Raw genomic sequence first — 26,989 nt, 5'->3', positions numbered from 1 at the left:
TCATGCGCTTCGAGATAAAAGCGGTCAAGAACAGTGGCGAGGTGACCTTACTGGCGCTGGAAGCCCTTAACGACGGCGAGGCCGTCAACCAGGTCAAGAGCCAGGGCTACACGGTGCTGGCGATCAAGCAGAAGTCGTCGTCTCTCGCCCTGCCGACGCTGAAACATAGCCGCTTCCAGCTATTGCTGTTTACCCAGGAACTGCTGTCGCTGCTGGAGGCCGGGCTGGCGCTGGTCGAGGCGATCGAAGCACTCAACGAGAAGGAGCCGCGGCCGGAGTCGCGCCGGGTGCTGGAGCGTCTGATCCAGCGCCTGTACGAAGGCCAGACCTTGTCGGTGGCGTTGCAGCAGTTCCCCGACATCTTTCCGCCGCTTTATCTGGCCACGGTACGAGCCAGTGAAAAGACCGGCGATCTGGAAGACGCGCTGGGTCGTTACGTGGCGTACCAGACGCAGGCCGACCTGGTGCGCAAGAAAATGATCAACGCGTCCATCTACCCCGGCTTGCTGATCACCGTCGGCTGCCTGGTGCTGGTATTCCTGCTGTCCTATGTGGTGCCGCGCTTCGCTCACGTCTACGAGGCGATGGGTACCGAACTGCCGCTGTTCTCCCGCTTGCTGCTGGCCTGGGGGCAACTGATCGAAGCCCATGCCATCACCCTGTTGCTGGCGCTGCTCGCCGTGCTGGGGGGGAGCGTGTACCTGTTCTCGCTGGCGGGGGTGAAGCGCTGGATCGGCACGACGCTGTGGAAGATTCCCGCCATCGGCCAGCGCATGCGGATTTACCAGTTGGCCCGCTTCTACCGCATGCTGGGCATGCTGCTGACCGGCGGCACGCCGGTGGTGCAGGCGCTGGGGATGGTGTCCGGCCTGCTGCAGGCCTCGCTGCGCGAACAGCTGCTGCAGGCCGCCCGCGACATCCGCGAGGGACGCTCGATTTCCCTCGCCATGAGCAGCAACGGCCTGACCACCTCGGTGGCGCTGCGCATGCTGCGGGTGGGCGAACGCACCGGTCAGATGGGCGGCATGATGGAGCGCATCGCCAGTTTCTACGAAGAGGAAATGGCTCAGGCGGTGGAACGCTTCACGCGCCTGTTCGAGCCGGCGCTGATGGCCTTTATCGGGCTGGTGATCGGCGGAGTCGTCATCCTGATGTACCTGCCGATATTCGAGCTGGCCGGGAGTATCCAATGAGCAGCGATCTGTCCCCCATGCCGGAGGCGCCGGCCCGCTTCACGCCCGAACAGCTGCAGCAGGCCCGCGAGGAGGCGCGCCGCCGCGAGCGTTCCGCGCTGGACGTGCTGGAAGAGCACTCCGGCCTGACCCATGAACACTTCGTGCTGAGTCTGGCCGAGACCTTCCATTATCCGGCCCTGGCCATGGCCGATCTCGATGCCCTGCAGCCGGCGTTCGACGTCATTCCCTACGCCGAGGCGGTGCGTCACGAGTGCCTGGCGTGTCGCGACGGCGAGGGCGATCTGCTGGTGCTGTTCGCCGATCCGCTCAACGCCGATCTGCAGGCCTGGGCCGACCACGTCGTCGCTCGTCCGGCGCGCTGGTGTCTGGTGCATCGGACCGATCTGAGCGCCTTCCTGACGCGCCAGGAGGCGTCGTGGCGGGCGGTGGACGTGTTGCTGGCCGGCGGAGCCGACCAGGCCGCCGCGACCTCCCTGGTGGAGGACATTTCCTACAAGTCGATCAGTGAAGACACCAGCCAGGTGGTCAAGCTGGTGCACTCCATCATCTACGACGCCCTGAAGGTGGGGGCCAGCGATATCCACCTCGAGAGCGACGGCGCGGGGCTGGTGATGAAGTACCGCATCGACGGCGTGCTGGACGCCGTTGGCAGCCTGAACGGCATCGATCTGGCCGAGCAGGTGGTGTCGCGCGTCAAGGTGATGTCCGATCTCGATATCGCCGAGCGGCGAGTGCCGCAGGATGGCCGCTTCAAGATCGCCATCCAGGGACGCGAGGTGGATTTCCGCGTCTCCATCATGCCCAGCATCTTCGGCGAGGACGCCGTGCTGCGCATCCTGGACCGGCGCGCCCTGACCACCCAGCTGCAAGGGCTGCGGCTCGACAACCTGGGCTTCGACGCCGCGTCCATCGAGGAAGTCCGCCGCTACATCCAGGACCCCTACGGCATGGTGCTGGTGACCGGGCCGACCGGGAGCGGCAAGACCACCACGCTGTACGCGGCGGTGACCGAAATCAACACCGGACACGACAAGATCGTCACCATCGAGGACCCGGTCGAGTACCAGCTGTCCGGGGTGCTGCAGATCCAGGTCAACGAGAAGAAGGGGCTGACCTTTGCCCGTGGCCTGCGTTCCATCCTGCGGCACGATCCGGACAAGATCCTGGTGGGCGAAATCCGCGATACCGAGACCGCGCAGATCGCGGTGCAGGCGGCACTGACCGGCCACCTGGTGTTCACCACGGTGCACGCCAACAACGTGTTCGACGTGATCGGGCGCTTCGTCCATATGGGGGTCGATCCCTACAGCTTCGTCTCGGCGCTGAACTGCATCTTCGCCCAGCGCCTGGTGCGGCTGAACTGCCCGTACTGTTCCCAGGCGGATCAACCCGACGCCCAGCTGGTGGCGGTTTCCGGCCTGTCGCCCGAGCTGGCGGCGACGATCGAGTTCCGCCGCGGCCGCGGTTGCGGCCACTGCCGCGGCTCCGGCTACAAGGGCCGCAAGGCGATCGGCGAGATGCTGCGCCTGACCGACGAGATCCGCGAGCTGATCGTGGCACGCGAGCCGATACGGCACATCAAGGAGGTGGCGCGCCGCAACGGCACGCGCTTTCTGCGTCAGGCCGCGGTCGAGCTGGTGAAGCGCGGGGAAACCACTTTACAGGAAATCAACCGTGTTACTTTCGTTGAATGACCGGGTCAAGATGGCGCTGTGTCCGGACCGGGTGATCCTGATGCGGTTTTCCCATGGACTGCGTCCGCACCTGCTCGACAAGTGCATCGTGCCTTGTCCGGAGGCGGAGGCCGCGGCGGGCTGGCAAGCGGCGGTCGCGGTGTTGCGCGAGGCGCTGAAGGCGCCGGAGTGGCAGAAGGCGACGGCGACGCTGGTGATCTCCAACCACTTTGTGCGTTATCTGCTGATTCCCTGGAACGACCAGCTGAGCTCGGACGAAGAGTGGCGGGCGATGGTGCACCATTGTTTCCGCCAGGTCTACGGCGACGAGGCGGAGCGCTGGGAGTGCCGCTGGAGCGGCGGGGGCTTCGGCACGCCGCTGATCGCCAGCGCCATCGACCCGGAGCTGCTGCTGGCCCTGCATCAGGTGGCGCAGGAGAGCGGGGTGAAGCTGGACTCGGTGCAGCCCTACCTGATGGCCGCCTTCAATCACTGGCGCCGCCGCATGGTCAGCGACAGCGGCTGCTTCCTGCTGACCGAGCCGGGGCGCATCGGGCTGGCCTGTTTCCACGATGGCCAGTGGGGCGGGCTGGTGTTCGAGCCCCTGCCGCCCACCGACGCCGCCACCGTGCTTCCCGAGTTGCTGCAGCGCATGTTGCTGCGCCTTGAGACGGGGGGGGCACCACACGACATCTTCGCCTTCGCGGCCGAGGTGCCCGAGGCGGCGTGGCCGCAGACGGACGGGACGACCATCCGCTTGCTGCCACTGGAACCCCTGCCCGGACTGCCGCCGGAGGCCGGCGCCGAGTACGCCATGGCGCTGATGGGAGAGTGAACATGCACACGATCGAGCTGGACTATGTGCGCAAGCATGAAAAGCTCGCCGGCAAGGCCCTGCTGATGGTGCTGGCGGCGCTGTTGGTGCTGCTGCTGAGCGCCTGGTATTACCTCTCCGTCTCGCACGAGGTGGAGCGCCGGGCACAGGCGGTGGCCGACAACCGGCACACCCTGCAGCGGCTGCAGCCGGCGCGCGAGCGCCCGCGCGACAAGGGCCTCGATCAGGCGATCAACCAGGCCAACGCGGTCTGGCAGAGCCTGAACCAGCCCTGGCCGGCGTTGTTTTCCGCGCTGGAGCAGAGCAAGACCGACGACGTGGCGCTGCTGGCGGTCGAGCCCGATCCGCTCAAGCACAGCGTGCGCATTACCGCCGAGGTGAAGAAGCGCGAGGCGATGCTGAGCTACATCGAACGGCTGGAACAGCAGCCGGGGCTGGGCAGCGTGGTCCTGCTGGAGCATCACATCAATCAGCAGGATAACGAGAAGCCGTTCCGCTTCTCGGTGCTGGCGGCGTGGAAGCCCGAGCCATGAACACCCTGCTGCCACGCCTGCGTTACACCTTGCGGCAGCTGGGCTGGCCGGGTGCGCTATTGCTGGCCACCGTGCTGGGGGCGGGGCTGTTTCACCTCACCGTGACGCTGCCGCTGCAGCAGCGCGAGGCCGCCTTGCTGCAGCAAGGCCGGGAGCAGGAGCGTGACATCGCCCGGTTGCGCCAGGCGGCGCGCAAGCCCGAGCTCGGCCCGGAGCTGCGCCTGGCCCGTTTCTACCAGTCGTTTCCGCCGCGCGAGAGCGCGCCGGTCTGGCTGGAGAAGATCTATGCCGCCGCCGAGGCGCAGTCGCTGGTGTTGCCCAAGGGCGAGTATAAGATCTCCCCGGACAAGAGCGGCCGCTTGTGGCGCTACGAGATCAGCCTGCCGGTGAGCGGTTCGTATACCCGCTTGCGGGCGTTCCTGGCCCAGGTGCTAGAGGACAATCCGGCGGCGATGCTGGCCGACCTGCGCCTGAGGCGCGAGAACATCGGCCAGGAGCAGCTGGACGCCACGGTCCGCCTGGTGGTGCTGCTACGGGGGGCATGAGCATGCTGTCGCAACGACAACGCTGGGCATTGCTGGGCGGGGCGCTGGCGCTCACCCTGCTGCTGGCCGTGTGGCCGGATGGCGGCGACGAGGGCTCCCGCGCGGTGGTCGGGGTCGAGCCGCGCAGCCATGCCGGCGCCAAGCCGCAGGATCAGGCGCCGGTGCTGCTGGCCATGAGCATCGACACGCTGCAGCGCAGCGCGGGCGCGGAGGGCGAGGACAAGGAGGTGAAGAATATCTTTGCCCGCCAGACCTGGTTCGTGCCGCCGCCGCCGCCCAAACCGGCGCCGCCCGCGCCGCCGCCCTTGCCGTTCAGCTATCTGGGCAAGGTGATCGACGGCAATCAGGTCACGGTGTTCGTGACGCAGGGGGATCGTAACCTGGCACTGAAAACGGGGGACGTCGTCGACGGGGTTTACCGGGTCGACAACATCGCGCCACCAACGATGACGTTCACTTTCCTGCCGCTGAGCATGCAGCAATCCCTGGAAATAGGGGGAGCAAATTGAAACGCTTACTCTTTCTCATGCTGGTCGCCCTGTCTGTCCTGGCCGGGTGCGCCAGCAACAAGTCCTTCGTCGAAGGCAAGCGGATGTTGGCCGAAGGCAAGGTGGAAGAAGGTTTCGCCCAGCTGGAGCAGGCGGTCAAGGAATCCCCCACCAATGCCGAATACAAGGCCTACCTGTTCAGCCAGCGCGAGCGTACCGTCAACCAGTGGCTGGCGCAGGCGGTGACGGCGCAGCTGAACGGCAACTTCGACGAGGCCGAGGCCGGCTATCGCCGCATCCTCAAGATCGACCCATATAACCAGCGCGCCAACTCCGGGCTGGACAGCCTGGCCATGGACCGTCGCCACAGCAAGTTGCTGGACGACGCCCGGGCCCTGCAGCAGAAGGGGTCGGTGGATCAGGCCATGGCGCTGGTGGGGCAGGTGCTGGCCGACAATCCGCGCCACCGCGAGGCCAGGATTCTGCAGCGCAAGCTCAACGAGGCGAAGCCGCGCGACACGCTGGCCAGCCCGCAGCTCAAGTCGGCGCTGTCGCGGCCGATCACGCTGGAGTTCCGCGATGCGGCGCTGAAGGCGGTGTTCGAGGTGATTTCGCGCACCTCCGGCATCAACTTCGTGTTCGACAAGGACGTGCGGCCCGATCTCAAGGCCACCATCTTCGTGCGCAACAGCACCATCGAGGACGCCATCCAGCTGCTCTTGGTGACCAATCAGCTCGACCGGCGCGTCCTCAACGACAACACCATCATGGTGTACCCCAACAATCCGGCGAAGCAGAAGGATTACCAGGAGCTGGTGATCAAGAATTTCTATCTCGCCAACGCCGAGGCCAAGGACACCGCCAACCTGATTCGCGCCCTGCTCAAGACGCGCGACGTGTTCGTCGACGACAAGCGCAACCTGGTGGTGATGCGCGACACGCCGGAGGCGGTCAAGGTGGCCGAACGGCTGATCGCCTCGCAGGACCTGGCCGAGCCGGAGGCGATCCTGGATGTCGAGGTGGTCGAGGTCAACCGGGCGCGTCTGCAGAGCCTGGGGATCGATTGGCCGAGCCAGGTGGGGTATGGCCTGTTGACCGGCGGCACCAGCACGCAGACCGGGACGGTGACCAACCCGACGACCGGTGCCGTCACGCCGGTCGTCACGCCGGGGGTGGCGGCGACGGTGGCCAGCGGGGTGATCAACCTGCGCAACAATCCGCTCGGTCTGACCACGTTCATCGCCAACCCGGCCCTGGTGCTCCACTTGCAGGCCCAGGATACCGACGCCAACGTGCTGGCCAACCCGCGCATCCGCGTCAAGAACCACGAAAAGGCCAAGATCCACATCGGCGACAAGGTGCCGGTGTTCACCAGTACCGCCGTGGTCAACGCCGGTATCGCGCAGTCGGTGTCCTATCTCGATGTCGGGGTCAAACTGGAGGTGAAGCCGAGCATCGGCCTGGACGACGACGTGACCATCGACGTCGGGCTGGAGGTCAGCAGCATCGTCAAGCAGGTGGACTTTGGCACCAGCACCGCCTATCAGATCGGCTCGCGCGCCGCCGATACCACGCTGCGCCTGCGCGATGGCGAGACCCAGGTGCTGGCCGGGCTGATCCAGGACGAAGACCGCCGCTCCATCACCAAGATTCCGGGGCTGGGCGATCTCCCCATCGTGGGGCGCCTGTTCTCCAGCAACAACGACACCCGTTCCAAGTCCGAAATCGTGCTGCTGATCACCCCGCATATCGTGCATAACCTGGACCTGCCCGACCGGCAGATTTCGGAATTCCGCGCCGGTACCGAAAGCAGCATCGGCGGCATGGGGGCGGTGGTGGGTGGGGGAGCACCCACGAGCGCACCATCTCCCGTGGTTCCGGGCGTACCGGCTGAAGCCCCCGCGGCGCCGGCCGCTCCGGCCCCGGCGGCGCCGAGCGCGCCGGCCATGGTGCCGATACCCGGCATCGTGCCGTATCAATCGGCGCCGCCCAGCCAGCCAGCGGCCCCGGCCGCACCGGCCAAGTAAGCGTGGCGGGCGGAGGAGGGCGATGAGGTGACACCGATCCAGCCATCGCGCCGCGCTCGTCTCGGCAGCGGCGGGTTCACGCTGATCGAGATGATGGTGACGGTCGCCATCGTCGCCCTGCTGGCCAGCGTCGCCGTGCCGATGGCCGAACTCGCGGTACAGCGCGAGAAAGAGCAGGAACTGCGTCTGGCCCTGACCCAGATTCGGGAGGCCATCGACGCCTACAAGAAGGCGGTGGACGAGGGGCGTATCCCCAAGGCGGCCGACGAGTCCGGCTACCCGAAGACGCTGGAGATCCTGGTGGAGGGGGTGCCCGACCCCAAGGACCCCGACAAGAAGAAAATGTTCTACTTCCTGCGCCGCATTCCGCGCGACCCGATGGCCCGCGACGATGCCCTGGTCGCCGCCGCCGATACCTGGGGCAAGCGCAGTTACGCCAGCCCCGCCGACGCGCCGGAAGAGGGCGACGATGTCTACGATGTCTACTCGAAGACGGAGGCGCGCGGGCTGAACGGCATTCCCTACCGGCAATGGTGACGCGACTTCTCCGCGTCGTCGCCGCTCGGGCAAGGACGTCGGGCCGGTGCGTGGGGAGCGACCGGGTGGGCGACAAACTCTGCGGCGCGGCGCCAGCCCTGGCTGATGCCACGCCATCGACAAGCTGGGTGCATGGGATGAAACAGGACAAGCGATGCGGTGGGCGGCGGCGTTATCGACGCGGCTTCACCCTGATCGAACTGATGGTGGTGATGAGCATCATCGCCCTGCTGCTGACCATTGCCGTGCCGCGCTACCTGAGCAGCCTGGAGCGCTCCAAGGAGGCGGTGCTGCACAGCGACCTGACCACCCTGCGCGAAGCCATCGACAAGTACTACGGCGACCGCGCCAAGTATCCCGATACCCTCGACGAGCTGGTGTCCAGCAAATACCTGCGCAACCTGCCCAAAGACCCGTTCACCGACAGCCCGACGACCTGGGTGGTGGTGCCGCCGGACGATCCGTCCAAGGGTGCGGTGTACGACGTGAAGAGTGGAGCCACCGGCAAGGGGCAGGACGGCACGGCGTATAGCGAGTGGTAGTCATGGCGAGGCGCAACAGCATGGCGCAAGGTTGGCCGAAGAACGGTTCCCGGGCCAGGGGAGGGGGGACGGCCGGCCGATACCAGTCGGGTTTCACCTACCTGGGCGTGTTGATGCTGGTCGCCATCATGGGGGCCTTGCTGGCCGCCACCGGCGAGGTCTGGTCCACCGTGATCCGGCGCCAGAAAGAGCAGCAGTTGCTGTTCGTCGGCCACCAGTTCCGCGAAGCCATCCGCCAGTATTACGAGCGCTCTCCCGGCGGGGTGAAGCGCTACCCGCGCACCCTCGACGACCTGCTGCTGGACAAGCGCTATCCCACCACCCAGCGCTATCTGCGCAAGATTTACTTCGACCCGGTGACCGGCAAGCAGGAATGGGGGTTGCTCAAGGCGCCAGACGAAGGCATCGCCGGGGTCTACAGCCTGGCGCGCGGCACCCCGATCAAGGTGGACAACTTCACGGCGCCGGATGCCGCCTTCAAGGGCGCCCAGCGCTATTCCCGCTGGCAATTCAGCTACCAGTTGGTGCAGCCAGGCACCGCCAACGGCAGCCAAAATACCCCGTCGACATCCGACGCGCAGGACAGCGAGGATACGGCGGACGATCAGACCCAGGCGCCCGCCGTACAGTGAATTCAAGGCTTCCAGACCGTATTGCCGCGCACCGCCGCCCTCGCGCCAGCCGTTCATCGGTCTAGCTCATCATCATCTTCCCTCCGGTTTCGAACCATTTGGCGAGCGTTGTAAATACCCCATAGTTTTGCCGTAACTGGCCGTGTTTTATCTTGTTTTGTTAATGACATATCCTTAATTAAAACAAAGGCATAGTGAGTCTGTTTTATCTGGTGCCGAGGCCGGGAAACGGCCTCGGCAATCCCGTTTTGGTGTGTATAGTGAGGGCCTGATCTATTAGAAATCAGGGAAAAATCACTGGCGATGTCCGGTTCCAGGGCATTCGCAATGACTTGACTGATAGCGTTTTGGCGCACACCAGGCTCTCTTTATAAAAACAGGAGCCAAGGCAATAAATAAGGTGTGGCCGCAGCAAGAAGCGATCGCTGCTCAGTCATTTCCTCAGGGGGCCAAAGGGGGTCACGTTCCTGTACAGGAAAGGGCGGGTTCGTCTTGTTCGCATTCGGGTCGGGTTGGCAGGTGAGTTTCCCAGACAATGAGAAAGGAACCTCATGTTTGGAACTGCCGCCGCGAACTGCGGCCAAAGGGGCTTGTTTACCCGCGTCATGCCGGCGCTGCTGTTGGGCCTGGCTCTGCTGGCTTCTGGCCCAAGCCTTGCCCAATCAACCAACACCACCTCTCAAAATCAGGCTGCTGCAACAACCGGCTCCGCCGTCGAACGCGAAGGTGTGCTCGAAGTCATCCACTGGGATAACCTCGACAAAACCAGCTCCTTCAAACGTTACCTGCGCACCAACGACGGCAAGCGTTTTGAGCTGAAATTCAAGAAGCATGCCCCGTCCCATCTGACCGGCACCAGAATCAAGGTGAGAGGGATGCAAAGTGGTAACGTACTGGCGCTTGATTCCAGCACCAGTTCCTATCAAGTCCTGGCGATGCCCGCGCCCAACGCGGTTGGTGCACAGAACACGGCAGTGCTGCTGGTCAATTTCACTGACAATACCACTCAGCCATTTACCACGACCCAGGTCAACAGCACGGTATTCGGCTCGGCCAACAACTATTTCAAAGAAAACTCCAGCCAACAGACCTGGCTGACGGGGAGCGTGTACGGTTGGCTCACCCTCCCGATGACGCAAACCTGCAGTTACTACAATATTGCCACTGCGGCTAATACCGCCGCGGCCAATGCGGGGATCGATCTCTCCTCGTACACCCGCTTCGTTTACATCTTCCCCTACAACAGTACCTGCGGCTGGAGCGGCATGGGGACGGTCGGCGGCTCTCCTTCCGATGCGTGGTTGAACGGCCGTTTGGCTACAACGGCGGTAACCCACGAAATGGGCCACAATCTTGGCCTGTATCATTCCCACTCTATGGAGTGTGGCGCGACCAGTATCGGCAGCAGTTGCACTAGCAGTGAATATGGAGACCCGTTCGATGTGATGGGGGCTCCGGCCGGGACCGCCCACTACAATGCCTTCCAGAAAGAGCGGCTTGGCTGGTTGAACTACGGCACCTCGCCGACAATCACGACGGTGAGCAGCTCTGGCACCTATGCGATTGAACCATATGAAACCAGCACCACCGGTGCCAAGGCGCTGAAGATTCTGAAGAGCACCGATCCGACTACTGGATACATGACATGGTATTACGTCGAACTCAGGCAGGCGCTGGGGCAAGATACCTATCTCTCCAGCTATCCCAATGTGGTCAGCGGTGTGCTGGTCCATACGGGGGCCGATGGCGATGGCAACAGCAGCTACCTGCTCGACATGACGCCGAACAGTTCGTCCACTAACGACTGGATTGACCCAGCCTTGACGGCGGGCCAAAGCTTTACCGACAGCACGGCCGGCATCACCGTCACCGTCCAGTCGGTGAGTTCCACTGGCGCCAGTGTGAGTGTGAGCCTGGCAGGCCAAACGGCATCGACGTCGACCTGTACCCACGCCAACCCGACTGTCAGCCTGTCTCCCGGGCAAAGTCCCACGGTAACTCCGGGCACGGCGGTAACGTATACCTTGAGCGTCACCAATACGGACTCAAGCGCCTGCTCCAGTTCTCAGTTCAATTTGAACACGGTGGTTCCGTCCGGCTGGTCGGTAAGTTCCGCTAGCTCGGTATTGAGCTTGGCTCCCGGGGGCAGCGGCAGCACCTCGGTCGTGGTAACGTCGCCCACGACCGCCACGACCGGTTACTACGGGGTGAGCTCGACGGCCACCAATGGCTCCGCCACCAGCTATAAGGCATCGGCTTCCGCGACCTACGCACTCTCGACAAGCTCGGCTACTACCACCCAGCCGCCGGTGGCTGTAAATGACAGCGCGACAACCAAAGTAGCCTTACCGGTGAATATTCCCGTGCTGGCCAATGATTCAGATCCGGCCGGTAAGAAACTGACGGTCACCGCCGTCGGTGCTGCCGCACATGGGAAAGCAGTCATCAATGCCGACGGCACCGTGACGTACTCACCCAACGGCAAATACAAGGGCAGCGACAGTTTCAGCTATACCATCAGCGACAGCAGCAGCACCGCCTCTGCCATGGTATCGATCCAGATCAGCCGCTAGACGAACAAGGGGGCAACCTGCCAAGCCGATCATGGGCAAAGCAAGGTTGATTCGAAGGCCCGGCGCAAGCCGGGCTTTTTTCTTTCGGTCGCTGTCCCCAGCGTGCCGCTCATGCTCGGCAAGCCGGATGTGATGTCGGGTGATGGGGGCAAGAAAACGGCTAGTCGTGAAAAAGCCCGGCCGAAGCCGGGCTTTCGTAAGGTGCCAACGCTGCTATCCCTTATTGGCAAGCACTTGGCAGGTTGTTGTTGTAAGCGTCCAGCTTGGAGGCCAGATTGTTGGCGGTGGTTGCATCCGCCTTGGTCAGGTTGCTGTACGAGCCGGTGCCATTAAAGCCGTACTTCACTAGCAGGGCGTTTGCCTGAGTAATGGCAGAGCTGACTGCCGGGCAAATCGCCGCACCTGCCGTGACGTTCAGTTCAGCGGCCAGAAGCTGGGCTGCCAAACCGTACAGCGGATTGCTTGCCATCTTCTTGCCCGTCAAGATGTCGGACTTGTTGAGCAGCAAGACTGCATAGCAAACATCAGTGCTGGAACCATCCAGGTACAGGGTACCAACCTGTTCGCCCGGAGGCGTTGCCAAGGCCAGGGTCTGGTCAAGTACCGGAGCTTGTTTCCCGTTGCTTTGCTTGCAAGAGGAGGCTGTCCAGTTTTTCCAGAAGCCGATGGTCCGAGCGTTACCTCCCGGAGGCGGCGTGTTGTCTACCGCGAACGACTTGGTTTCACCTGCCGCTACCGTAAAGTCGGTGCACAGCACACTGTTATCACCATCCGGGTTGAACACCGTATAGGCGCTGCTCAGCGAAGTCTGCCATCCCGGCAGTACCGCTTCGCAAAGCTGGTAGTGCGTACCCGGAACCAGCAGGGTGCTGAAGGTGAACGTGCCATTATTGGCGGCATTGGCGGTGGCCGTTTCCAGCGTAGTCCCGGCTTGCGTCGTGCTGGCTCCCTGTCTCAACTGGAAGTCAAACGACTCCGTGCCTGTCAGCGCCGCGCCACTCTGCGTCTTGACAACGGTTGCTTTGCCAAGCTTGGTGTTGTGGAACGAGCACTGGAACAGCTTGCCTGCGTCAGCTGGGTAATTCACCGCGAAGCTGCAGATGGTGGTGGTGGTACCGTCATTCGGTGTCGCACTATCCAACTGCCAACCGCTCTTCAGCGTTTCCGTCATGGTGAACGTGCCTTCTTGCAGGGCACCACCAATGTCCACATAGCCCGCGCCGGCATTGGCCGTAGCTTGGATTCCGGCTGGCGGAAGTCCCGGCCCTTGCAGGGTGAAGGTCCAGGTGAAATCCGGATCGCCAGACTGCAATAGCGGATCGGTTATTTTCTGAACCTGTGCGGATGCCGGGCCAGCCAGTAGCTGATCATTGTACTTAACTGTACCCGAGCAGTTGGGCAATGTGAGGTCCTTGGTCTTCGTTGTACCCGATGGATCCGATAGGCCGATGACTTGACCGGTATTGGAGCCAGCCGGCGTGAACGTCGCCGATTGTTCCACCACGGTGTAGTTATCTGGCACCAGACCTGTCAGGGTCGACGTCAGTTCGGTGGCACCTCCTCCAGTGAACGAGATGGTTACGTCTTCTCCATACGTGCTGTCATTGGCTCGCGTGACATGGAAAAGAATGTCAAGTTTGTCACCCGCAAACAGGAACGTTGGATTGGAGTTATCGATCACCTTGTCAATTGTCAGCGCAACAGAAGCCGACGAGGAAATATTGACATTGAGCGGACCGGCGGTCGCCAAGGTGACATTATTGTCACCCGTCAGAGTGGCCGAGTCACTCAATACGCCACTGGTGACCTGCAGGCTTGCCAGGTAGATCGTCTTGTTGAAGCTCACCGAACCGCTATCCGTCTGGGCACCCGAACTCCACCCTACCGGACCGACCGTGTGAGTGCCGGCAATATATCCACCCGTGAAGCTGCCAACCGATGGTGTCGCTACCGAGAACGTCAGACCGGTGCCCGTAATGGACTCGGTATCGGTAATGCTGACCGTCGAGTTGTTGATGGTCCCTGCCGTGATTTGTGCCTTGGCCGTCGCACTGGTGTTTCCCGGTACGGTAATGCCCGTATCCTTGTCGGTATACGTGGCCGTGGCTACATCGTTGAGGAAGTCACCGATATTGCCGTCCGAAGATGGCAGCGTGACCGTGTGGGTGAACACATGCGAGGAGTTCGCGGGCACGTCAAACGATCCGAGGTTGGCGGTGTCCAGTGCTACCGACTGTGTCGTACCCTGGTAGATCGTATCGCTTACTGCCACGGTAATGGTGCGCGATGCGGGGTTGGTGGCCGTAATGTTGGCCGTCACCGAGATCGTTCCCGGAATGATGCTGACTTTTGTCCAAGTCACGGTAATCGTGACCGGCTTTTCAAGCGGCGCATCTTTCACGCACACATCGCCGAACGAGACTTCCGCCGGGTTGGCTTCTTTTTTCAGGCTCCACGCCTGGTCGCCACCCTGTGCCGCACTCATGTTCTTGTCCAGCTTCTGCGGCAGGATTTCCTTCACCGGGATGGAAACATCGCGACAACCAAGCCCAGAGCAATCAACAGTGGATGCTCCGGTCTGGAGTGCGAGGTTCGAGTGGAGCGACGATCCCGGGAACAAATGGGAACCCAGTGCCAGACGCTCATGGTAGTCATACACGCAGGTCGTGTTCTGGGCCTGATTGATGGTGAGCAGGCGATAGATCGACGCGGTAAGTCCACCCAGCCCCGGGGACATTTGCGTTTGAGGACCGACGGTGGGGGCGGTACACGAGGCGCTAGACAACGCGGTGTTCAGCACGGGGACTGAAATGACGTCATAGCCCAAGGCGGTTCCGCTCAGGTTGTCGGCCACTACGGCAATGGTATAGCTCTGGTTTGATGGTGCCGAATTGCCAGCAGCCGCTGTCACGCGGTGCGGAACCAGGTCCAGCTCATTCCAGCCCTTGCCAAGGTTGCCCGTGGTATAGGCCGCATCAGGGCAAACAAAGGGGCCTCCGGGTGGGAAGGTGATGGAGCCGTCATTGCGGCAGCCTTCCAGTGTGAAATTGACATGGCTCGGATCTGCCGCGAACGCAGGGCTCGCACCGAGTACCAGAAGCAAGGTAGTGAGTAGCAGTCTGAAAAACGTTAGAAAAGGTCGTTTGTCGCCACCCGGCGTCATCGCCGTGGCGGATGAGTGCGTTCTGGGAGCTTTCCGACGTCTCCCGAAACAATTGGAGTCCATTTTTCTACCTCCTCTGATTGCTCAAAGGCGGTTCCTGCCAAGGAATCGCACGCTTGATTCCCCTATGACCAGCGACAATATCGCCAGGATGTTTTATTGATGTTACTTCTTATCGGGTTATTCCCTCATTCGGCACTGAACAAGTTGTCCTGCGCAATGGACCGATGGGGCATAGGCTTATTGGCGGGTGCAGCGGTACATACCGATAGGCTTGCCTCCAGCGTAAGAGAAAGATACACAGTAAATATTAGGAGGTGGTTTCGAAAGATTCAACGCCATGTTTAAAATATAATGTTGGCAACTATTGGAAATAAACATCCATATAGGTGAATAGCCACGCTGCTGATGGGAGGTTTTTTGTTCGTAGGTGATAGAAAATTGCGAGGGTGGTAACCGGCGAAAAGACGGCAGCTGGATCGCCAGTTATGCCAAAAGCAATGTCGCTCGGCAACCCTCACCCGTTTGTGCCCCGGGTTTTTCGATGGGCCGGGTTATTGGTACGATGAATTCTGGACATCATTTCCCCCCTTGAACTATATCTAGTTTTACTTGTTCCGTATTTTTGGGGAAAAAAGGGAAGAGGGTCATGAAGAAGCACTTATTGCTGAGCGCGGTCATTGCGATGGTATGGATAGCAAATGGAGCCTGGGCCGATGAAAAATCGGTCAGGTCTTTATTCGAGCAGCGCTTTCCCGGAGCCAAGGCCGAGTCGGTAACGAAAGAACCACTCTCGGGGTTGTACGAGATATTTATGGGCGGGCAGGTGCTCTATGCCGATGAAGGGGTCAATTACGTCATCCAGGGCAGCCTGGTCAACGCCAAGACCCGCCAGAACCTGACCGCAGAGCGGCTGAAGAAACTCACCGAAATGCCCTTCGACAAACTGCCTTTCGATCAAGCCATCAAGATCGTGAAAGGCAACGGGACACGCAAGCTGGCTGTCTTCGAAGACCCGGATTGCCCATTCTGCAAACAACTCGAGACCGAGCTGCGCAAGGTCGACGACGTGACGCTCTACGTTTTCCTCTACCCGCTGGAACAGCTGCACCCGGGCTCCACCACCAAATCCATGAAGATATGGTGCGCGCCGGATCGGGCCAAAGCCTGGCTGGGCGCCATGCAGGATGGGACTGTCCCTGAAGGAAAAGGGGAGTGTGAAAATCCCGTCGCTAAACTGGCCGAATTCGGACGCTCCCGTCGCATTACCGGCACACCGACGATGATTTTTGAAAACGGCACCCGTGTCGCCGGTGCTGTTCCTGCCGGCCGGATCGAGCAATTGCTGGGTGAGAACGTCGCCAAGCAATAACCCGGCTCAGATTTCCCACGTGAAAACCCCTTGGTTCGCCAAGGGGTATTTTTATTTAATGCCCAATGGTTTTTGCCGGTAGTGTTTTTTTTTACTAAATTGTTATGTCAATAACATATTAATTGATATGTAAATACAGCAATTGGATCGCTGGTTTTTGTGGGGGTGACGAGTTTACGTGATAAAAATATGATTTTTTGTTCTTTTTGTGGTTTGTTCCATTCAAATGTCTTGTTTTTTCCGGCTCCATGATAGTCGATTGCCATTTGTGGCTGACGGTGTATAGTGAGCCTGCCAATGTTAAGCAAACATAGGAAACATTCACCGCTGACGGCGACGAAAAAAAGAGCGCCTTGTCGTGGAAGGTTATTGGGTACCAAAAACAATAAATGGTTATCACGATAATAAAAATGGCAAAACAAAAAAGGGTTTATTGTTATTGCGATAGGGGCATTTTTTTATCCTGATAGCCTTGGCGAAATGACCGGTCAGGTTGCGGTGGGGTTTCCTTTAATGAAGAAAGGAATCTCATGCTTCGCCATTCAGGGGGATTATCCGGCCAGCGCGTCGGCCTGCACTACATCCTGATGTGTTGCTGGCTGACGCTGCTTTTTTTTGCCTCCCCCAGCTTTGCCCAATCTACGGCTGGCTTGAAAAACAGTTCTCAGGCCTCCTCCTCCGCGCAGTCAGTCCAACTCCAGGGTACCCTGGAGGTTCTGCACTCAGATGATCTCAAGAACAAGAAGAGCCATAACCGCTACTTCCTGAAAACAGATGCGGGCGTGCGCTACGAGATTCAGTTCAAGAAGGGCCATCCTCGAAATGCCCCGGGCAGCAAGGTTCGGGTCACGGGCACACAGAGCGGCAACACCATTATGCTGGAGTCGACGGGCTCGACCAGCTACCAGGTGCTCGCTGCACCCGCATCCGGTTTGAACGCGCTGGGCGAACAAAAGACCGCGGTACTTCTGGTCAATTTCCAGGACCAGCCCACCAATAAGCCTTGGACGCTCGCCGACTGGAACAGCTTTGTCTTCGGTACCGCCAGTGGCACGGTCAACAACTTCTATCTGGAAAATTCGTACCAGCAGACCTGGTTTGCCGGCAACGTATACGGCTGGTACACGCTGCCGATCAACAGCACGGACGCCTGCAACACCGACAACATAGCGGCAGCGGGCAAAACGGCGGCCAGCGCCGCCGGGGTTGACCTTTCCGGCTACGCTCACTTGGTCTATGTCTTTCCCAATACCAGTAGTTGTTCCTGGGGGGGCTTGTCGTCGGTCGGCACTGTTCCGTCCCAATCCTTCATCAATGGCTTCATGAAGCTGGATGTGGTTGGCCACGAACTCGGTCATGCGCTCGGCTTGTGGCACTCGCACGGGCTCGATTGCGATGCAAGCCCCACGGGAAACAGTTGCAGCTACATCGAGTATGGCGACCATGTCGATCTCATGGGATGGCAAACCGGGCACTTCAACGCCTTCCAAAAAGAAAGACTGGGCTGGCTGAACTACAACGTGTCGCCACCTATTGCCACGGTGCAAAGCAGCGGCAGTTACGTGATCGAGCCTATGGAGAGTGCGGGTGGGGGCAACCCCAAGGGGCTGAAGATTCTCAAGAGCACCGATCCCACTAGCGGTGCCAAGACCTGGTATTACCTGGAATACCGCCAGCCGATCGGGGTCGATTATTACTTCAGCACCAACAGCATTTACCTGCCGGCCAATATTTTCGGTGGTGTTCTGGTGCGTACCGGAACGGATGGTGATGCCTCGAGCAGTTTCGCCCTCGACATGACTCCCGGCAGCCTTTCCTCCTCTACCGGGGCCGATCTGGCAGATCCTGCATTGGTGGTGGGACAAAGCTATACGGATGCCTCTGTCGGGGTGACCATCACCCCCACTTGGGCCAATGGCACCGGTATCGGCGTCGATGTGACGTTTGCCAAAACGGCATGTACTCGAGCCAATCCCTCGGTGGCGATATCCCCGGCTCAGAGCTCCTCCGTCCTCGCGGGGACGGCGGTGACCTACACCGTGGCGGTCACCAACAACGACAGCAGCGGTTGTAGCGCCTCCACCTTCAGCCTGCAGGGGACCGTGCCCAGCGGCTGGAGTGGCACCTGGGCCGCCGCCAGTCTGAACATCGGCCCGGGCAGTGTGTCTTCGACCACCTATACCGTCACCTCGTCCTCTTCGGCGGTCGCGGGCACCTACAGCATTGCCGGGACGGCAACCAACACGGCGGCGACGGCCTACAGCGGCAGCGGCTCGGCCAGCTACGTCATCGGCACCTCGTCGACCACCACGACCACGACCAAAGGCAAGGGTCGTACCAAGTAAGGCAGAGGATTCGGGCTGCCGCCTCTTCTCGGCACGGCAGGTCGATTTGTCGTAGGTATGAAAAAGGGCGATGAGTCTTGCGACTCATCGCCCTCGTTTTTCCTGGTTGTCAGGAAGAGGCGCTTACTGTGGTGTCTTGCCGCACTGCGGGTCGGTCAGGCAGTCGATGACATCCGGCACGCCGTCAACATCCGCGTCGCACAGGTAGCAAGTGGCTTGTGCCGGGCCGGCGGTGAACGTCCCTTTGATGCTGCCGGTACCGGTGACGCTCGCGCCGTCAGAGAAGGCGGCAGTAGACGGCGGGTTCGTCAGGTCGGCATTGGTCGGGCTGTAGCTGCCGGTGAAGCAGGCCGTCTCATTCGGCGACAGCACCAGGTCAGGAGTCTGCAGCGCAGCCAGAGTCGAGCAGTCGACCTGGGTAAAGCTGCTGACCTTGGTATCCGTCGGCGTGGAGATGGTGACCAGTTGATTGGAGGTGCTCGGGTTGGTCACGGTAACCTCAACGTTAGCCTTCAGCGCTATCAGCGAGTTGGTGCCGGCAACCAGTTGCATGCCTTTGCAGACCTTGGTGATTTGCAGGTCGGCCTGGACTGTGGCTTGGCAGGCGGTGGCGCTGGCGCTGCTGACGACGGCATCCTTCTGGATATCGCTCAAGCCTGCCGACGAACCGGCTACGGCATGGATCGAATCCTGGAAGCTGTTCAGCGCACCCGTGCACGAAACCCCGACAATCACGCTGTCGTTCGGGCCCAGAGAGCTGGCCACTTTGACCAGGTTACCCGATTCGAGCTGCGTATTGACGACAGAGGTATCCACCACTGCCGTACCCGTGCCAGTGACACTGCTGATCTTACAAGTCTCGCCGGTCTGCCCAAAGATGAAGGTTTCCTTGAAGCTGGCGTCGTAGACCGTGCCGGAAGCACTGTCGTTGGTGATGGTGACCGTGAACGGGCTGGTGAAGGTGCTGAAGTCGCTGTTTACCGAAGCCGCAGAGCAAGTCTTGGTGGCGCCGATGCTGCAGTTCGAGAAGTTGCCCAGCGTAAAGTCGAAGATGGTCGCGCCGAGCGATGTCGAGGAACGGGTATCGGCCAGGTAACGGTTGAAGCACCCGGAGATGCCCGCCGAGGTCAGGTCGATGCCGCCTTCGAAGAACTCGCCAATGTCCAGGTCCTTGGAGCTGTCGTAAGCCGTGCTGCTAGGGTTGGACTGTTTGGTTTTCACCAGCCAGGGCACGTCCGGTGAGCTGCCGTCGCCGTTGAGCACGGCCCCGTTGACCTTGGCGCAAACGTCGAAAGCGGTACCGTCGCATTCGCCCCCCGAAGCCACCGGGGTCGGGCCCAGCGAGCCATCGGCCCCGCCGTTCCAGCGGTAGGCATTGATCGTGCTAACGCGGCCACCGTTGGTGAATTCGGAAACGATCAGGATATCGCCGTCCGTGTGAGTGCCCGTGAAGTTGGTCGTGCCGTTGCCTACGGGGCAGCTGACGGTCGGATCCTTGAGGAACCAGAAACCGACGTCCTTGGTGCCGTCGTTGGACGCCACATCCAGGCCAAAGTAGACAAACAAGTGCGGCTTCCCATCGGACGTCCCGACTGTTTTGGTGTACGCAACCGCATAGGCGTTGTTGATGTCCACCTTGTCGTTGACGTTGTTGGTCTTCTTGCACTGCCAGCCCGGGGTGATGTTCAGCGTGTCCTTACTCCCGGTGGCATAGAGGCTGTTGTCGGCTGTGGTTGCCGGAAAGAAATCGACAAGGAAGCTGGCCGAAGTGAAGCCGGCCGGCAAGGGCGACTTGGCCGTGGCTCCCGCGCTGGGAGCAAGCCCCGTGAAAATATCCGACCAGTCGGGTTTTCCGGCGGGGCCGCCGGTGCTGGAAAGGATGTCGCCATCAAGCTGGAAGTTGTCGGCCGGGTTGTCAGCCAACGCTGGCGCCGTGCCCGCTAGTGAGAAGGCTGTGCCCATCAACAGCGTTCCCAGCAGCTTCTTGAAACAATGTGTACCCACGATACACCTCCTTTGAAACACTCAAAGGCGGTTCCTCCCTAAAGGAATCGCACGCAAGATCCCCTTTTTTTGCCAAATTTCCACCAAAGCTATCTATCTTCGTTATTTTTATTCGCACGAGAAACCGTCAAACGACACGCGGGATTTTCTGCTTTGCTCGCGAGCATGGTGCTATTCCGGGATGACGGCAGGGAGGTCTAACTTTGTCTTCTCCCTATGCCATGAGGGCAAGCCACATGCTTAATGCTAGTATTCTCTAATAAGTAATTCAAAAAAATATTTAAAATATGAGCATGGCAATACGGTGGCGGAATCCTGTTCATGCTGGCATTTTCAGGGCGTGGAACGTCGGTTAAAGCGGGTCAGGGTTGCTGTTGATTGCGGGCCAAGCCGCTCATGACGCGAGGGACATAATTCAGGGTTTCCTTATACGGCGGAATGGTATTGCCATAGCGGGCGACGGCCTGCTCGCCGGCATTGTAGGCCGCCAGCGTCAGCTTCAGGTCGTTGTCGAAGCGGCTCATCAGGTCGCGCAGGTACTGCGCTCCGCCGCGAATGTTCTGCGCCGGGTCGTAGGGGTCGGCCACGCCATAACGGCGTGCCGTCGCCGGCATCAGCTGCATCAGGCCGATGGCGCCCTTGGGGGACACCGCGCTCGGGTTGTAGCCCGACTCGACGGCGATGACGGCGTGCAGCAGTGCGGCGTCCATGTTCAGGGTGCGGGCGGTGTCATCGATCAGGCCGGCGACGCGGGCACGCAGCTGCGGGTCGATGGCCGGTGCGGGGCGGACGGAACGTTCGCCTGCCGGCGCCGAGCTGTCGGCCGGGGCCGGGGCCTCCTTCGGTGTGCGCATGAGCAGAGCGTAACGCTTGTCCTGTGGCACGTTGCTGAAGTGCAGTGTGCCGTCGGCATCCTTGAAGGCATAGATATCGGCCCACGCTCCGTTTGTCAGGAGGAGCGCCGGCAACAGCACGGCCAGGCGCGCCGCTAAGCGCGGTGAAAGAGTGAAACAGGCGTTCATGGCGATCCCTCTGCTGCATCGGGGGCTGATCAAGAAGCTCAGTCCGGTGTGCGGCTTGTCGTTGTCAATACATGCCGGTACGGAAGCGATATCCCTTGTAATTCAATATGATGCCGTCTGGCAAGATACTTTCCAGCATCACCCCGGCCGCGACCTCATCGCCGGCCCGGCGCGCCCGGTCATTGATGATGGCCATGCGCTCATTGTTATCGGCCGAATACGAGGCGCCGGCCACCGTCACATTCTTCTCCACCTCCTGGCGCAGCTCCGCCGGCAGCTCGCCGAAGTCGATGACCCGGTTGCTGCGCTTGAGGTTGGCCGAAGGAGCGGGGTCGGCTGCTGCGGGGGCGGGCGTCGCGGTGGCCGCCTCCGTGGCAGCGGGTTGCGCTGGAACTGGGGTCTCGACATGGTGCCGCGCTTCGGTGGAGGGCTTTTCGCGCCGGATCTTGGCCACGGAGGGGAGGGGGGGAGGGCTTGGCTGGACGGCTGTCAGAGTGGCGATTTTTTCCTCCGCTGTCGTGGCGGGCAGAGGGGGCGTCTGGCTGGTCGGGGCCGCCCGGTCCAATTCCTGCCGTGGCGGAACGGCACGGCCGTCCTGATTTCCCCGCCAGGCCTGGCTCTTCGCTAAGGCCGGCGCATCGGCCTGGGGGCGTGGCGCCTGGGCCAACTGCTTCGCCGCCGGGGGGCGCATCACGAACAGGGCGCCACCGGCCAGCAGGCCTCCGCCCAACAGTGCCAGCAGCGCCAGATTGGGCCAGCGCCTGTGTGGGCCGGTGGTCGCAATGGTCCCTGTCACGTGGACCGAATTGAGGGTGGGCGCCGCGGAGCGCTGCCGTTCCTGATCGGCCTTCAGCAAGGCGTCGAGAATGTATGACATGGTGGCTACCCCTTCATCCCTGGATTTTTCGTGGTCATGCCAAGCAGGCGCGGAGAGGTCGTATCGCTGTTGCGCGTCAGACGGATTAGCGTGTGCGGCCCGACAATGCCGTCGCTCGGCAAACCATCCGCGCGCTGGAAACGCATCACCTGTTCTTCCAGTCTGGCATCGAACACCGGATTCTTGGCAGTGGCCGCCAAAGGTTCCAGAGGTTGGCCAAACTGATGGTTCAACCAGGACACCATCAATCCCCGGCTGCCGCGCGCCAGCGGTGCCCGGTAGTTGGGCGGCGCCTTCCATAACAGCGTATAGCGCCCACTCCAGAGTTGGCTCAGGGCAGAGGCCGGCAGCGTGAACGTCTGCGTGCCGGACATCAGGACGGCCTGGCCGTCCTGCAAGCTGGAAAGCAAGAGATACCCCGTGCGCCCATCCGGCAGGCGCAGCTGCAGCACGGCCGGCCTGTCGAGGCGACGCAATTGCTCCAGGTCGCCGGACTCGCTCAGACAGTGCAACCCGAACGCCTCCGCCTGCAGACAGGCGCTGGCCTCGTCGTCGACGGGCAAGCGGATGCCCCAGCGTGCCAGCAGAGCCCGGTAAGCCAGGCTCACTCCGTCCGGGCCTGCGCTCTGTGCGATAACGGCCGGGGTCGATACGGCCGACGTGTCCGTGCCCATGGCGCGGGCCGACGAGGTGGCCGGAGCGGCGTGTTTGGCGAGGGACGGTTTCAGGCCCGGACGCGATGGAACAGGGCGGTTTGGGGCAAAGGGCTCGGCGTAATAAAACAAGGCCGTCGCCAGGGTCGTGGCACTGAGCAAGGCCCCCAGGCCAATCACCAGTTTCTGCCACGACCGGGGCGCGCTCTGGCCGTACACCTCCTTGGCCGCCTGCCGCAGAGTCTCGCGGTCGACTTCGTCCTTGCCCTGCACGTAGGCACCGAGCAGGGCGCGGTCGCACAGAATGTTCAGCTTGCGCGGTATCCCGCCGCTCAGGCGAAACAGCAGGCGGCTGAGTGAGGGGGAAAACAAGGCGCGCCGGCTCCCCGCGACATCCAGCCGATGGTGGACGTAAGCGGTGATTTCCTCGGGCTGCAGTGGTCCGAGGTGGTAGCGGGCGACGATGCGTTGCGAGAGCTGCTGCAATTCCGGCCGCGCCAGTTTGTCGCGCAACTCGGGCTGGCCCAGCAGGATGATGTGCAGCAGCTTGCGCTGGTTGGTTTCAAGATTGGTCAGCAGCCTGATCTGCTCCAGCACGTCGCTGTCCAGGTTCTGTGCCTCGTCGATGATGAGGAGGGTGGTCCGCCCCTGGGCATGGGCCGCCAGCAGATGGTCGTTGATACAGTCGGTAAAGGCCTTGTTGCTGGTGTGGTCGGGCGGGGCGGGAATGTGCAGCTCTTCGCAGATCGTCGACAGCAGCTCGAGCACGTTCAGCTTCGGGTTGAAGATGAAGGCGACGTCGCAATTGTCAGGCAATTGCTGCAGGAAGCAGCGGCAGATGGTGGTCTTGCCGGTCCCGATCTCGCCGGTCAGCAGCACAAACCCGCCGTCCCCTCCGATGCCGTACATCAGATGGGCGAGCGCTTCGCGATGCCGCTGGCTCATGAAGAGGAAGCGCGGATCCGGCGCGATCGAGAACGGCGGATCGGCCAAGCCATAGTGGTTCGTGTACATGGCGCTGCCTATAATGGCGTTGTACTCAACGACTTGCTTGAAAAAATTATAGTAAGCGCTTTAGAGCGTGCTAGTCGGAACGACTGTTTTTTTTGTTTGGAATAGGCGCTGAGCAACAGCGATCGCGGTGCGGGGAGCTTGGACCGGCCGATAGGGGAGTGGGGCGGAAAAACAAAAAGCCGTTGAGTTGAACTCAACGGCTTTTGTCTGGTGCCCAGGAGAAGACTCGAACTTCCACAGTGTTGCCACCGCTAGGACCTGAACCTAGTGCGTCTACCAATTCCGCCACCTGGGCATAAAACTTTAAATTGTAACTACAGACCGGCTATGCTTAGCCCATCTTCAAACTATTCCGTGGTGCCCAGGAGAAGACTCGAACTTCCACAGTGTTGCCACCGCTAGGACCTGAACCTAGTGCGTCTACCAATTCCGCCACCTGGGCACGGAGTATAAATTGTATTACATCACATCACTTGCTACGGCATCAGCGTTTGCTGGTGCCCAGGAGAAGACTCGAACTTCCACAGTGTTGCCACCGCTAGGACCTGAACCTAGTGCGTCTACCAATTCCGCCACCTGGGCATCGCTTTGCTGTATCATCTGCGCCACAGCAGTGCTGCGATGAGATGCGAATTATAAGGAGCCTCCAGAAATTGTCAATGCCTTCGAAACAAAAAAAACAGAAAAATGCTTCCCTGCGTTTGCAGGATCCCCATCTTGAGCGGGAAAAACTCAAGTATGACAATCCCTTGCCGAGCCGGGAGTTCGTCATTCAGCTGCTCACCGAACAGGGTGTGCCTCTATGGCAGGACGAGCTCGCCCAGATGCTCGACATCAAAAAGGATGAGTTTCGCTACTTCGAACGTCGCCTGCAGGCCATGGAGCGTTCCGGTGAGATCATCATCAATCGCAAGGGCGCCATCTGCGTTGCCGAGAAACTGGAACTGATCAAGTGCAAGGTATCCGGCCATCGCGACGGTTACGGCTTCGCCATTCCTGAAGAAGCCGGCGTCGAAGACGTCTTTCTGTCCGAGCGCGAAATGCACAAGGTACTGCATGGCGACCGGGTCATGGTCAGCATCACCGGTACCGACAAGCGTGGTCGTAACGAAGGCCGCATCGTCGAAGTGCTGGAGCGGGCGGTCCAGAAGCTGGTCGGGCGCATCTACCTGTCGCGCGGTGTGTGGCTGGTGGTGGCGGAAGACAAGCGCATCAATCAGGACATCCTCATCGAACCGGGTGGCGAAGGCGGCGCGCAGCACGGCCAGGTGGTGATCGTCGAAATTTCATCGCAACCGGACAGCTACCGTCAGCCCATCGGCCGGGTGGTGGACATCCTCGGCAACTACGCCGACCCCGGCATGGAAATCGAGATCGCGCTGCGTCAGCACGATCTGCCTCACGTCTTCTCGGATGCCGCGGTCGAGCAGGCCCAGGAAACGCCGAAGAAGGTTCGCAAGAGCGATCACAAGGGTCGGGAAGACCTGCGCGAGCTGCCGCTGGTCACTATCGACAGCGAAACCGCGCGCGACTTCGACGACGCCGTCTTCGCCGAGCGGGTCGACAACGGCTATCGTCTGGTGGTGGCGATCGCCGACGTCAGCCATTACGTCAAGCCGGGGGACGCGCTGGATCAAGATGCCGTAGAGCGAGGGACCTCGGTCTATTTCCCGCGCCGCGTCATTCCGATGCTGCCGGAAGCCCTCTCTAATGGTATCTGTTCGCTCAACCCCGACGTCGAGCGTCTTTGCATGGTCTGCGACATGCAGATCAGCACCAAAGGCGAGGTCAAACAATATCGTTTCTACCCGGCGGTGATGCAGTCCAAGGCGCGTCTCACCTATAACGCCGTGTGGGATTGGTTGCAGCATGGCTCCGATCACCCGATGTTGCCCAACCTGCAAACCCTGTACAGCCTCTTCAAAGTGCTGCTGGCAGCGAGGGAAGAGCGCGGCGCCATCGAGTTCGACAGCACCGAAACCCAGATGGTGTTCAATGAGAGCGGCAAGATCGACAAGATCGTACCGGTGGTGCGCAACGACGCCCATCGCCTGATCGAAGAGTGCATGCTCGCTGCCAACGTCTGCGCGGCCGATTTCCTGCTCAAGCACGAGCACCCCTGCCTGTTCCGCGTGCACGAAGGGCCGACGCCGGAAAAACTGGAAAACCTCAACACCTATCTCAAGCTGGTGGGGCTGGCGTTGGGCGGGGGCGAAACCCCGACCGCCAAGGATTACGCCAAGTTGGCCGAACAGATCCACGGCCGCCCGGATGCCCCGGTATTGCAGACCATGCTGCTGCGCTCCATGCAGCAGGCGCTCTACAGTCCGGACAATATCGGTCACTTCGGTCTGGCCTATGACGCCTATACCCACTTCACCTCGCCGATCCGCCGCTATCCCGATCTGCTGGTGCATCGCTCCATCAAGGCGGTGCTAGCCGGACGTCACTACAAGGCGGGTAAATGGTCGCAACTGGGTGAGCACTGTTCCATGACCGAACGTCGTGCCGACGATGCCAGTCGCGACGTGGAGTCCTGGCTCAAGACCTACTACATGCGCGACAAGATCGGTGAGGTGTTCACCGGGGAAATCAGTGCGGTCACCAGCTTTGGCGTATTTGTGTTGCTCGACGGGATCTATGTAGAGGGCCTGCTGCACATCTCCGAACTCGGCAAGGACTATTTCCACTACCGCAAGGACATCCAGGCCATCATTGGCGAGAAGAGCGGGGCTCGCTACCAGTTGGGCAGCCGCTTGACCGTCAAGGTGGTGCGCGCCGACCTGGAAAGCAGCCGCATCGATTTCGTGCTGGTGCCGGAGTTCGAAGCAGCTGCCGAGACCAAGCCGGTGGCAAAGAAAAAGCGCAAGGTCAGCTAAACACGGCCCGGCCCCGACTTTTGGGGGCGCATAAAAGGGTTGGCTTCGGCCAACCCTTTTTGTTTTCGGATGGGTTTCG

At 61.1% G+C, this 26,989-nt stretch carries 20 protein-coding genes and 3 tRNA genes; 14 read left to right on the top strand and 9 right to left on the bottom strand.

Annotated features, from left to right (window positions below; genetic code table 11):
• The first annotated feature begins 2 nt into the window (after positions 1–2).
• The 10 genes from NH8B_RS15260 to NH8B_RS15215 all read left to right on the top strand — a co-directional run bounded on the left by NH8B_RS15260 (position 3) and on the right by NH8B_RS15215 (position 9,008).
• Positions 3–1,193, top strand: a complete 1,191-nt coding sequence (locus NH8B_RS15260) for a type II secretion system F family protein (protein ID WP_014088081.1) — start codon at positions 3–5, stop codon at positions 1,191–1,193.
• The gene (locus tag NH8B_RS15255; RefSeq protein ID WP_014088080.1) at positions 1,190–2,890 is read left to right on the top strand and encodes a GspE/PulE family protein; all 1,701 of its coding nucleotides are present in this window, start codon (positions 1,190–1,192) and stop codon (positions 2,888–2,890) included. The genes NH8B_RS15260 and NH8B_RS15255 overlap by 4 nt, the downstream gene beginning before the upstream one ends.
• Positions 2,871–3,704 (top strand): hypothetical protein, encoded by an 834-nt coding sequence (locus tag NH8B_RS15250; RefSeq protein WP_014088079.1) that lies wholly within the window; start codon positions 2,871–2,873, stop codon positions 3,702–3,704. The genes NH8B_RS15255 and NH8B_RS15250 overlap by 20 nt, the downstream gene beginning before the upstream one ends.
• Positions 3,705–3,706: 2 nt before the next feature.
• Positions 3,707–4,237: a hypothetical protein gene (locus NH8B_RS15245; RefSeq protein WP_014088078.1), complete on the top strand. Its 531-nt coding sequence runs from the start codon at positions 3,707–3,709 to the stop codon at positions 4,235–4,237.
• Complete coding sequence (locus NH8B_RS15240) at positions 4,234–4,782, top strand: hypothetical protein (RefSeq protein ID WP_014088077.1); 549 nt, start codon at positions 4,234–4,236, stop codon at positions 4,780–4,782. Before NH8B_RS15245 ends, NH8B_RS15240 begins: the two co-directional genes overlap by 4 nt.
• Positions 4,783–4,784: 2 nt before the next feature.
• Complete coding sequence (locus NH8B_RS15235; protein ID WP_232503482.1) at positions 4,785–5,291, top strand: hypothetical protein; 507 nt, start codon at positions 4,785–4,787, stop codon at positions 5,289–5,291.
• On the top strand, positions 5,288–7,297 hold the full coding sequence (locus tag NH8B_RS15230) for a secretin N-terminal domain-containing protein (RefSeq protein ID WP_014088075.1): 2,010 nt from the start codon (positions 5,288–5,290) through the stop codon (positions 7,295–7,297). Before NH8B_RS15235 ends, NH8B_RS15230 begins: the two co-directional genes overlap by 4 nt.
• Before the next feature lie 27 nt (positions 7,298–7,324).
• On the top strand, positions 7,325–7,834 hold the full coding sequence (locus NH8B_RS15225; protein WP_014088074.1) for a type II secretion system protein: 510 nt from the start codon (positions 7,325–7,327) through the stop codon (positions 7,832–7,834).
• A gap of 137 nt (positions 7,835–7,971) precedes the next feature.
• Positions 7,972–8,376, top strand: a complete 405-nt coding sequence (locus NH8B_RS15220) for a type II secretion system protein (RefSeq protein ID WP_008955093.1) — start codon at positions 7,972–7,974, stop codon at positions 8,374–8,376.
• Between the two features lie 2 nt (positions 8,377–8,378).
• Complete coding sequence (locus NH8B_RS15215; protein WP_232503481.1) at positions 8,379–9,008, top strand: type II secretion system protein; 630 nt, start codon at positions 8,379–8,381, stop codon at positions 9,006–9,008.
• 53 nt (positions 9,009–9,061) lie between these two features.
• Here the strand turns inward: NH8B_RS15215 and NH8B_RS21065 are convergent, their stop codons facing one another.
• Entirely contained in the window at positions 9,062–9,364 is a 303-nt protein-coding gene (locus tag NH8B_RS21065) for a hypothetical protein (protein ID WP_014088072.1), read from the bottom strand.
• Positions 9,365–9,559: 195 nt separating this feature from the next.
• On the opposite strand from NH8B_RS21065, the gene NH8B_RS15210 reads away from it, so the two are divergent.
• Positions 9,560–11,581: an Ig-like domain-containing protein gene (locus tag NH8B_RS15210; protein ID WP_014088071.1), complete on the top strand. Its 2,022-nt coding sequence runs from the start codon at positions 9,560–9,562 to the stop codon at positions 11,579–11,581.
• Positions 11,582–11,801: 220 nt separating this feature from the next.
• Here NH8B_RS15210 and NH8B_RS15205 read toward each other — a convergent pair whose 3' ends face one another.
• Positions 11,802–14,684, bottom strand: coding sequence for a hypothetical protein (locus NH8B_RS15205; protein ID WP_232503480.1), 2,883 nt, complete (start codon positions 14,682–14,684; stop codon positions 11,802–11,804).
• 709 nt (positions 14,685–15,393) lie between these two features.
• Here NH8B_RS15205 and NH8B_RS15200 point away from each other — a divergent pair.
• Together NH8B_RS15200 and NH8B_RS15195 are read left to right on the top strand one after the other, a co-directional pair.
• On the top strand, positions 15,394–16,116 hold the full coding sequence (locus tag NH8B_RS15200) for a DsbC family protein (protein ID WP_014088069.1): 723 nt from the start codon (positions 15,394–15,396) through the stop codon (positions 16,114–16,116).
• 530 nt (positions 16,117–16,646) lie between these two features.
• Positions 16,647–18,461 carry an NEW3 domain-containing protein gene (locus NH8B_RS15195; protein ID WP_014088068.1) on the top strand — a complete coding sequence of 605 codons (1,815 nt, stop codon included), beginning with the start codon at positions 16,647–16,649 and terminating at the stop codon, positions 18,459–18,461.
• Positions 18,462–18,584: 123 nt separating this feature from the next.
• Here the strand turns inward: NH8B_RS15195 and NH8B_RS15190 are convergent, their stop codons facing one another.
• The 7 genes from NH8B_RS15190 to NH8B_RS15160 form a co-directional block, all read right to left on the bottom strand.
• Positions 18,585–20,465: a hypothetical protein gene (locus tag NH8B_RS15190; RefSeq protein WP_014088067.1), complete on the bottom strand. Its 1,881-nt coding sequence runs from the start codon at positions 20,463–20,465 to the stop codon at positions 18,585–18,587.
• A gap of 362 nt (positions 20,466–20,827) precedes the next feature.
• Entirely contained in the window at positions 20,828–21,487 is a 660-nt protein-coding gene (locus NH8B_RS15185) for a lytic transglycosylase domain-containing protein (RefSeq protein ID WP_014088066.1), read from the bottom strand.
• Positions 21,488–21,551: 64 nt separating this feature from the next.
• Positions 21,552–22,364, bottom strand: a complete 813-nt coding sequence (locus tag NH8B_RS15180) for a general secretion pathway protein GspB (RefSeq protein WP_014088065.1) — start codon at positions 22,362–22,364, stop codon at positions 21,552–21,554.
• Positions 22,365–22,369: 5 nt separating this feature from the next.
• Positions 22,370–24,031, bottom strand: coding sequence for an ExeA family protein (locus NH8B_RS15175; RefSeq protein ID WP_014088064.1), 1,662 nt, complete (start codon positions 24,029–24,031; stop codon positions 22,370–22,372).
• 208 nt (positions 24,032–24,239) lie between these two features.
• Positions 24,240–24,326 (bottom strand) — tRNA-Leu (locus tag NH8B_RS15170).
• Positions 24,327–24,386: 60 nt separating this feature from the next.
• Positions 24,387–24,473: transfer RNA gene (locus NH8B_RS15165), tRNA-Leu, on the bottom strand.
• A 53-nt stretch (positions 24,474–24,526) separates the two neighbouring features.
• A tRNA-Leu gene (locus NH8B_RS15160) sits at positions 24,527–24,613 on the bottom strand.
• 77 nt (positions 24,614–24,690) lie between these two features.
• Between NH8B_RS15160 and rnr the strand changes: the two genes are divergently transcribed.
• Positions 24,691–26,910, top strand: a complete 2,220-nt coding sequence (gene rnr / locus NH8B_RS15155) for a ribonuclease R (RefSeq protein ID WP_014088063.1) — start codon at positions 24,691–24,693, stop codon at positions 26,908–26,910.
• Positions 26,911–26,989 lie beyond the last annotated feature (79 nt).

This window comes from Pseudogulbenkiania sp. NH8B (assembly GCF_000283535.1).
Lineage (GTDB): Bacteria > Pseudomonadota > Gammaproteobacteria > Burkholderiales > Chromobacteriaceae > Pseudogulbenkiania > Pseudogulbenkiania ferrooxidans.
This window is presented reverse-complemented; position numbering and strand designations above follow the sequence as displayed.

Excerpts from the sequence above, each read along its gene's own strand:
- NH8B_RS15200 (WP_014088069.1), top strand. The coding sequence starts at position 15,394 with ATGAAGAAGCACTTATTGCTGAGCGCGGTCATTGCGATGGTATGGATA.
- NH8B_RS15215 (WP_232503481.1), top strand. The coding sequence starts at position 8,379 with ATGGCGAGGCGCAACAGCATGGCGCAAGGTTGGCCGAAGAACGGTTCC.
- rnr (WP_014088063.1), top strand. The coding sequence starts at position 24,691 with ATGCCTTCGAAACAAAAAAAACAGAAAAATGCTTCCCTGCGTTTGCAG.
- NH8B_RS15245 (WP_014088078.1), top strand. The coding sequence starts at position 3,707 with ATGCACACGATCGAGCTGGACTATGTGCGCAAGCATGAAAAGCTCGCC.
- NH8B_RS15195 (WP_014088068.1), top strand. The coding sequence starts at position 16,647 with ATGCTTCGCCATTCAGGGGGATTATCCGGCCAGCGCGTCGGCCTGCAC.
- NH8B_RS15255 (WP_014088080.1), top strand. The coding sequence starts at position 1,190 with ATGAGCAGCGATCTGTCCCCCATGCCGGAGGCGCCGGCCCGCTTCACG.
- NH8B_RS15185 (WP_014088066.1), bottom strand. The coding sequence starts at position 21,487 with ATGAACGCCTGTTTCACTCTTTCACCGCGCTTAGCGGCGCGCCTGGCC.
- NH8B_RS15220 (WP_008955093.1), top strand. The coding sequence starts at position 7,972 with ATGAAACAGGACAAGCGATGCGGTGGGCGGCGGCGTTATCGACGCGGC.
- NH8B_RS15235 (WP_232503482.1), top strand. The coding sequence starts at position 4,785 with ATGCTGTCGCAACGACAACGCTGGGCATTGCTGGGCGGGGCGCTGGCG.
- NH8B_RS15260 (WP_014088081.1), top strand. The coding sequence starts at position 3 with ATGCGCTTCGAGATAAAAGCGGTCAAGAACAGTGGCGAGGTGACCTTA.
- NH8B_RS15180 (WP_014088065.1), bottom strand. The coding sequence starts at position 22,364 with ATGTCATACATTCTCGACGCCTTGCTGAAGGCCGATCAGGAACGGCAG.
- NH8B_RS15210 (WP_014088071.1), top strand. The coding sequence starts at position 9,560 with ATGTTTGGAACTGCCGCCGCGAACTGCGGCCAAAGGGGCTTGTTTACC.
- NH8B_RS15240 (WP_014088077.1), top strand. The coding sequence starts at position 4,234 with ATGAACACCCTGCTGCCACGCCTGCGTTACACCTTGCGGCAGCTGGGC.
- NH8B_RS15175 (WP_014088064.1), bottom strand. The coding sequence starts at position 24,031 with ATGTACACGAACCACTATGGCTTGGCCGATCCGCCGTTCTCGATCGCG.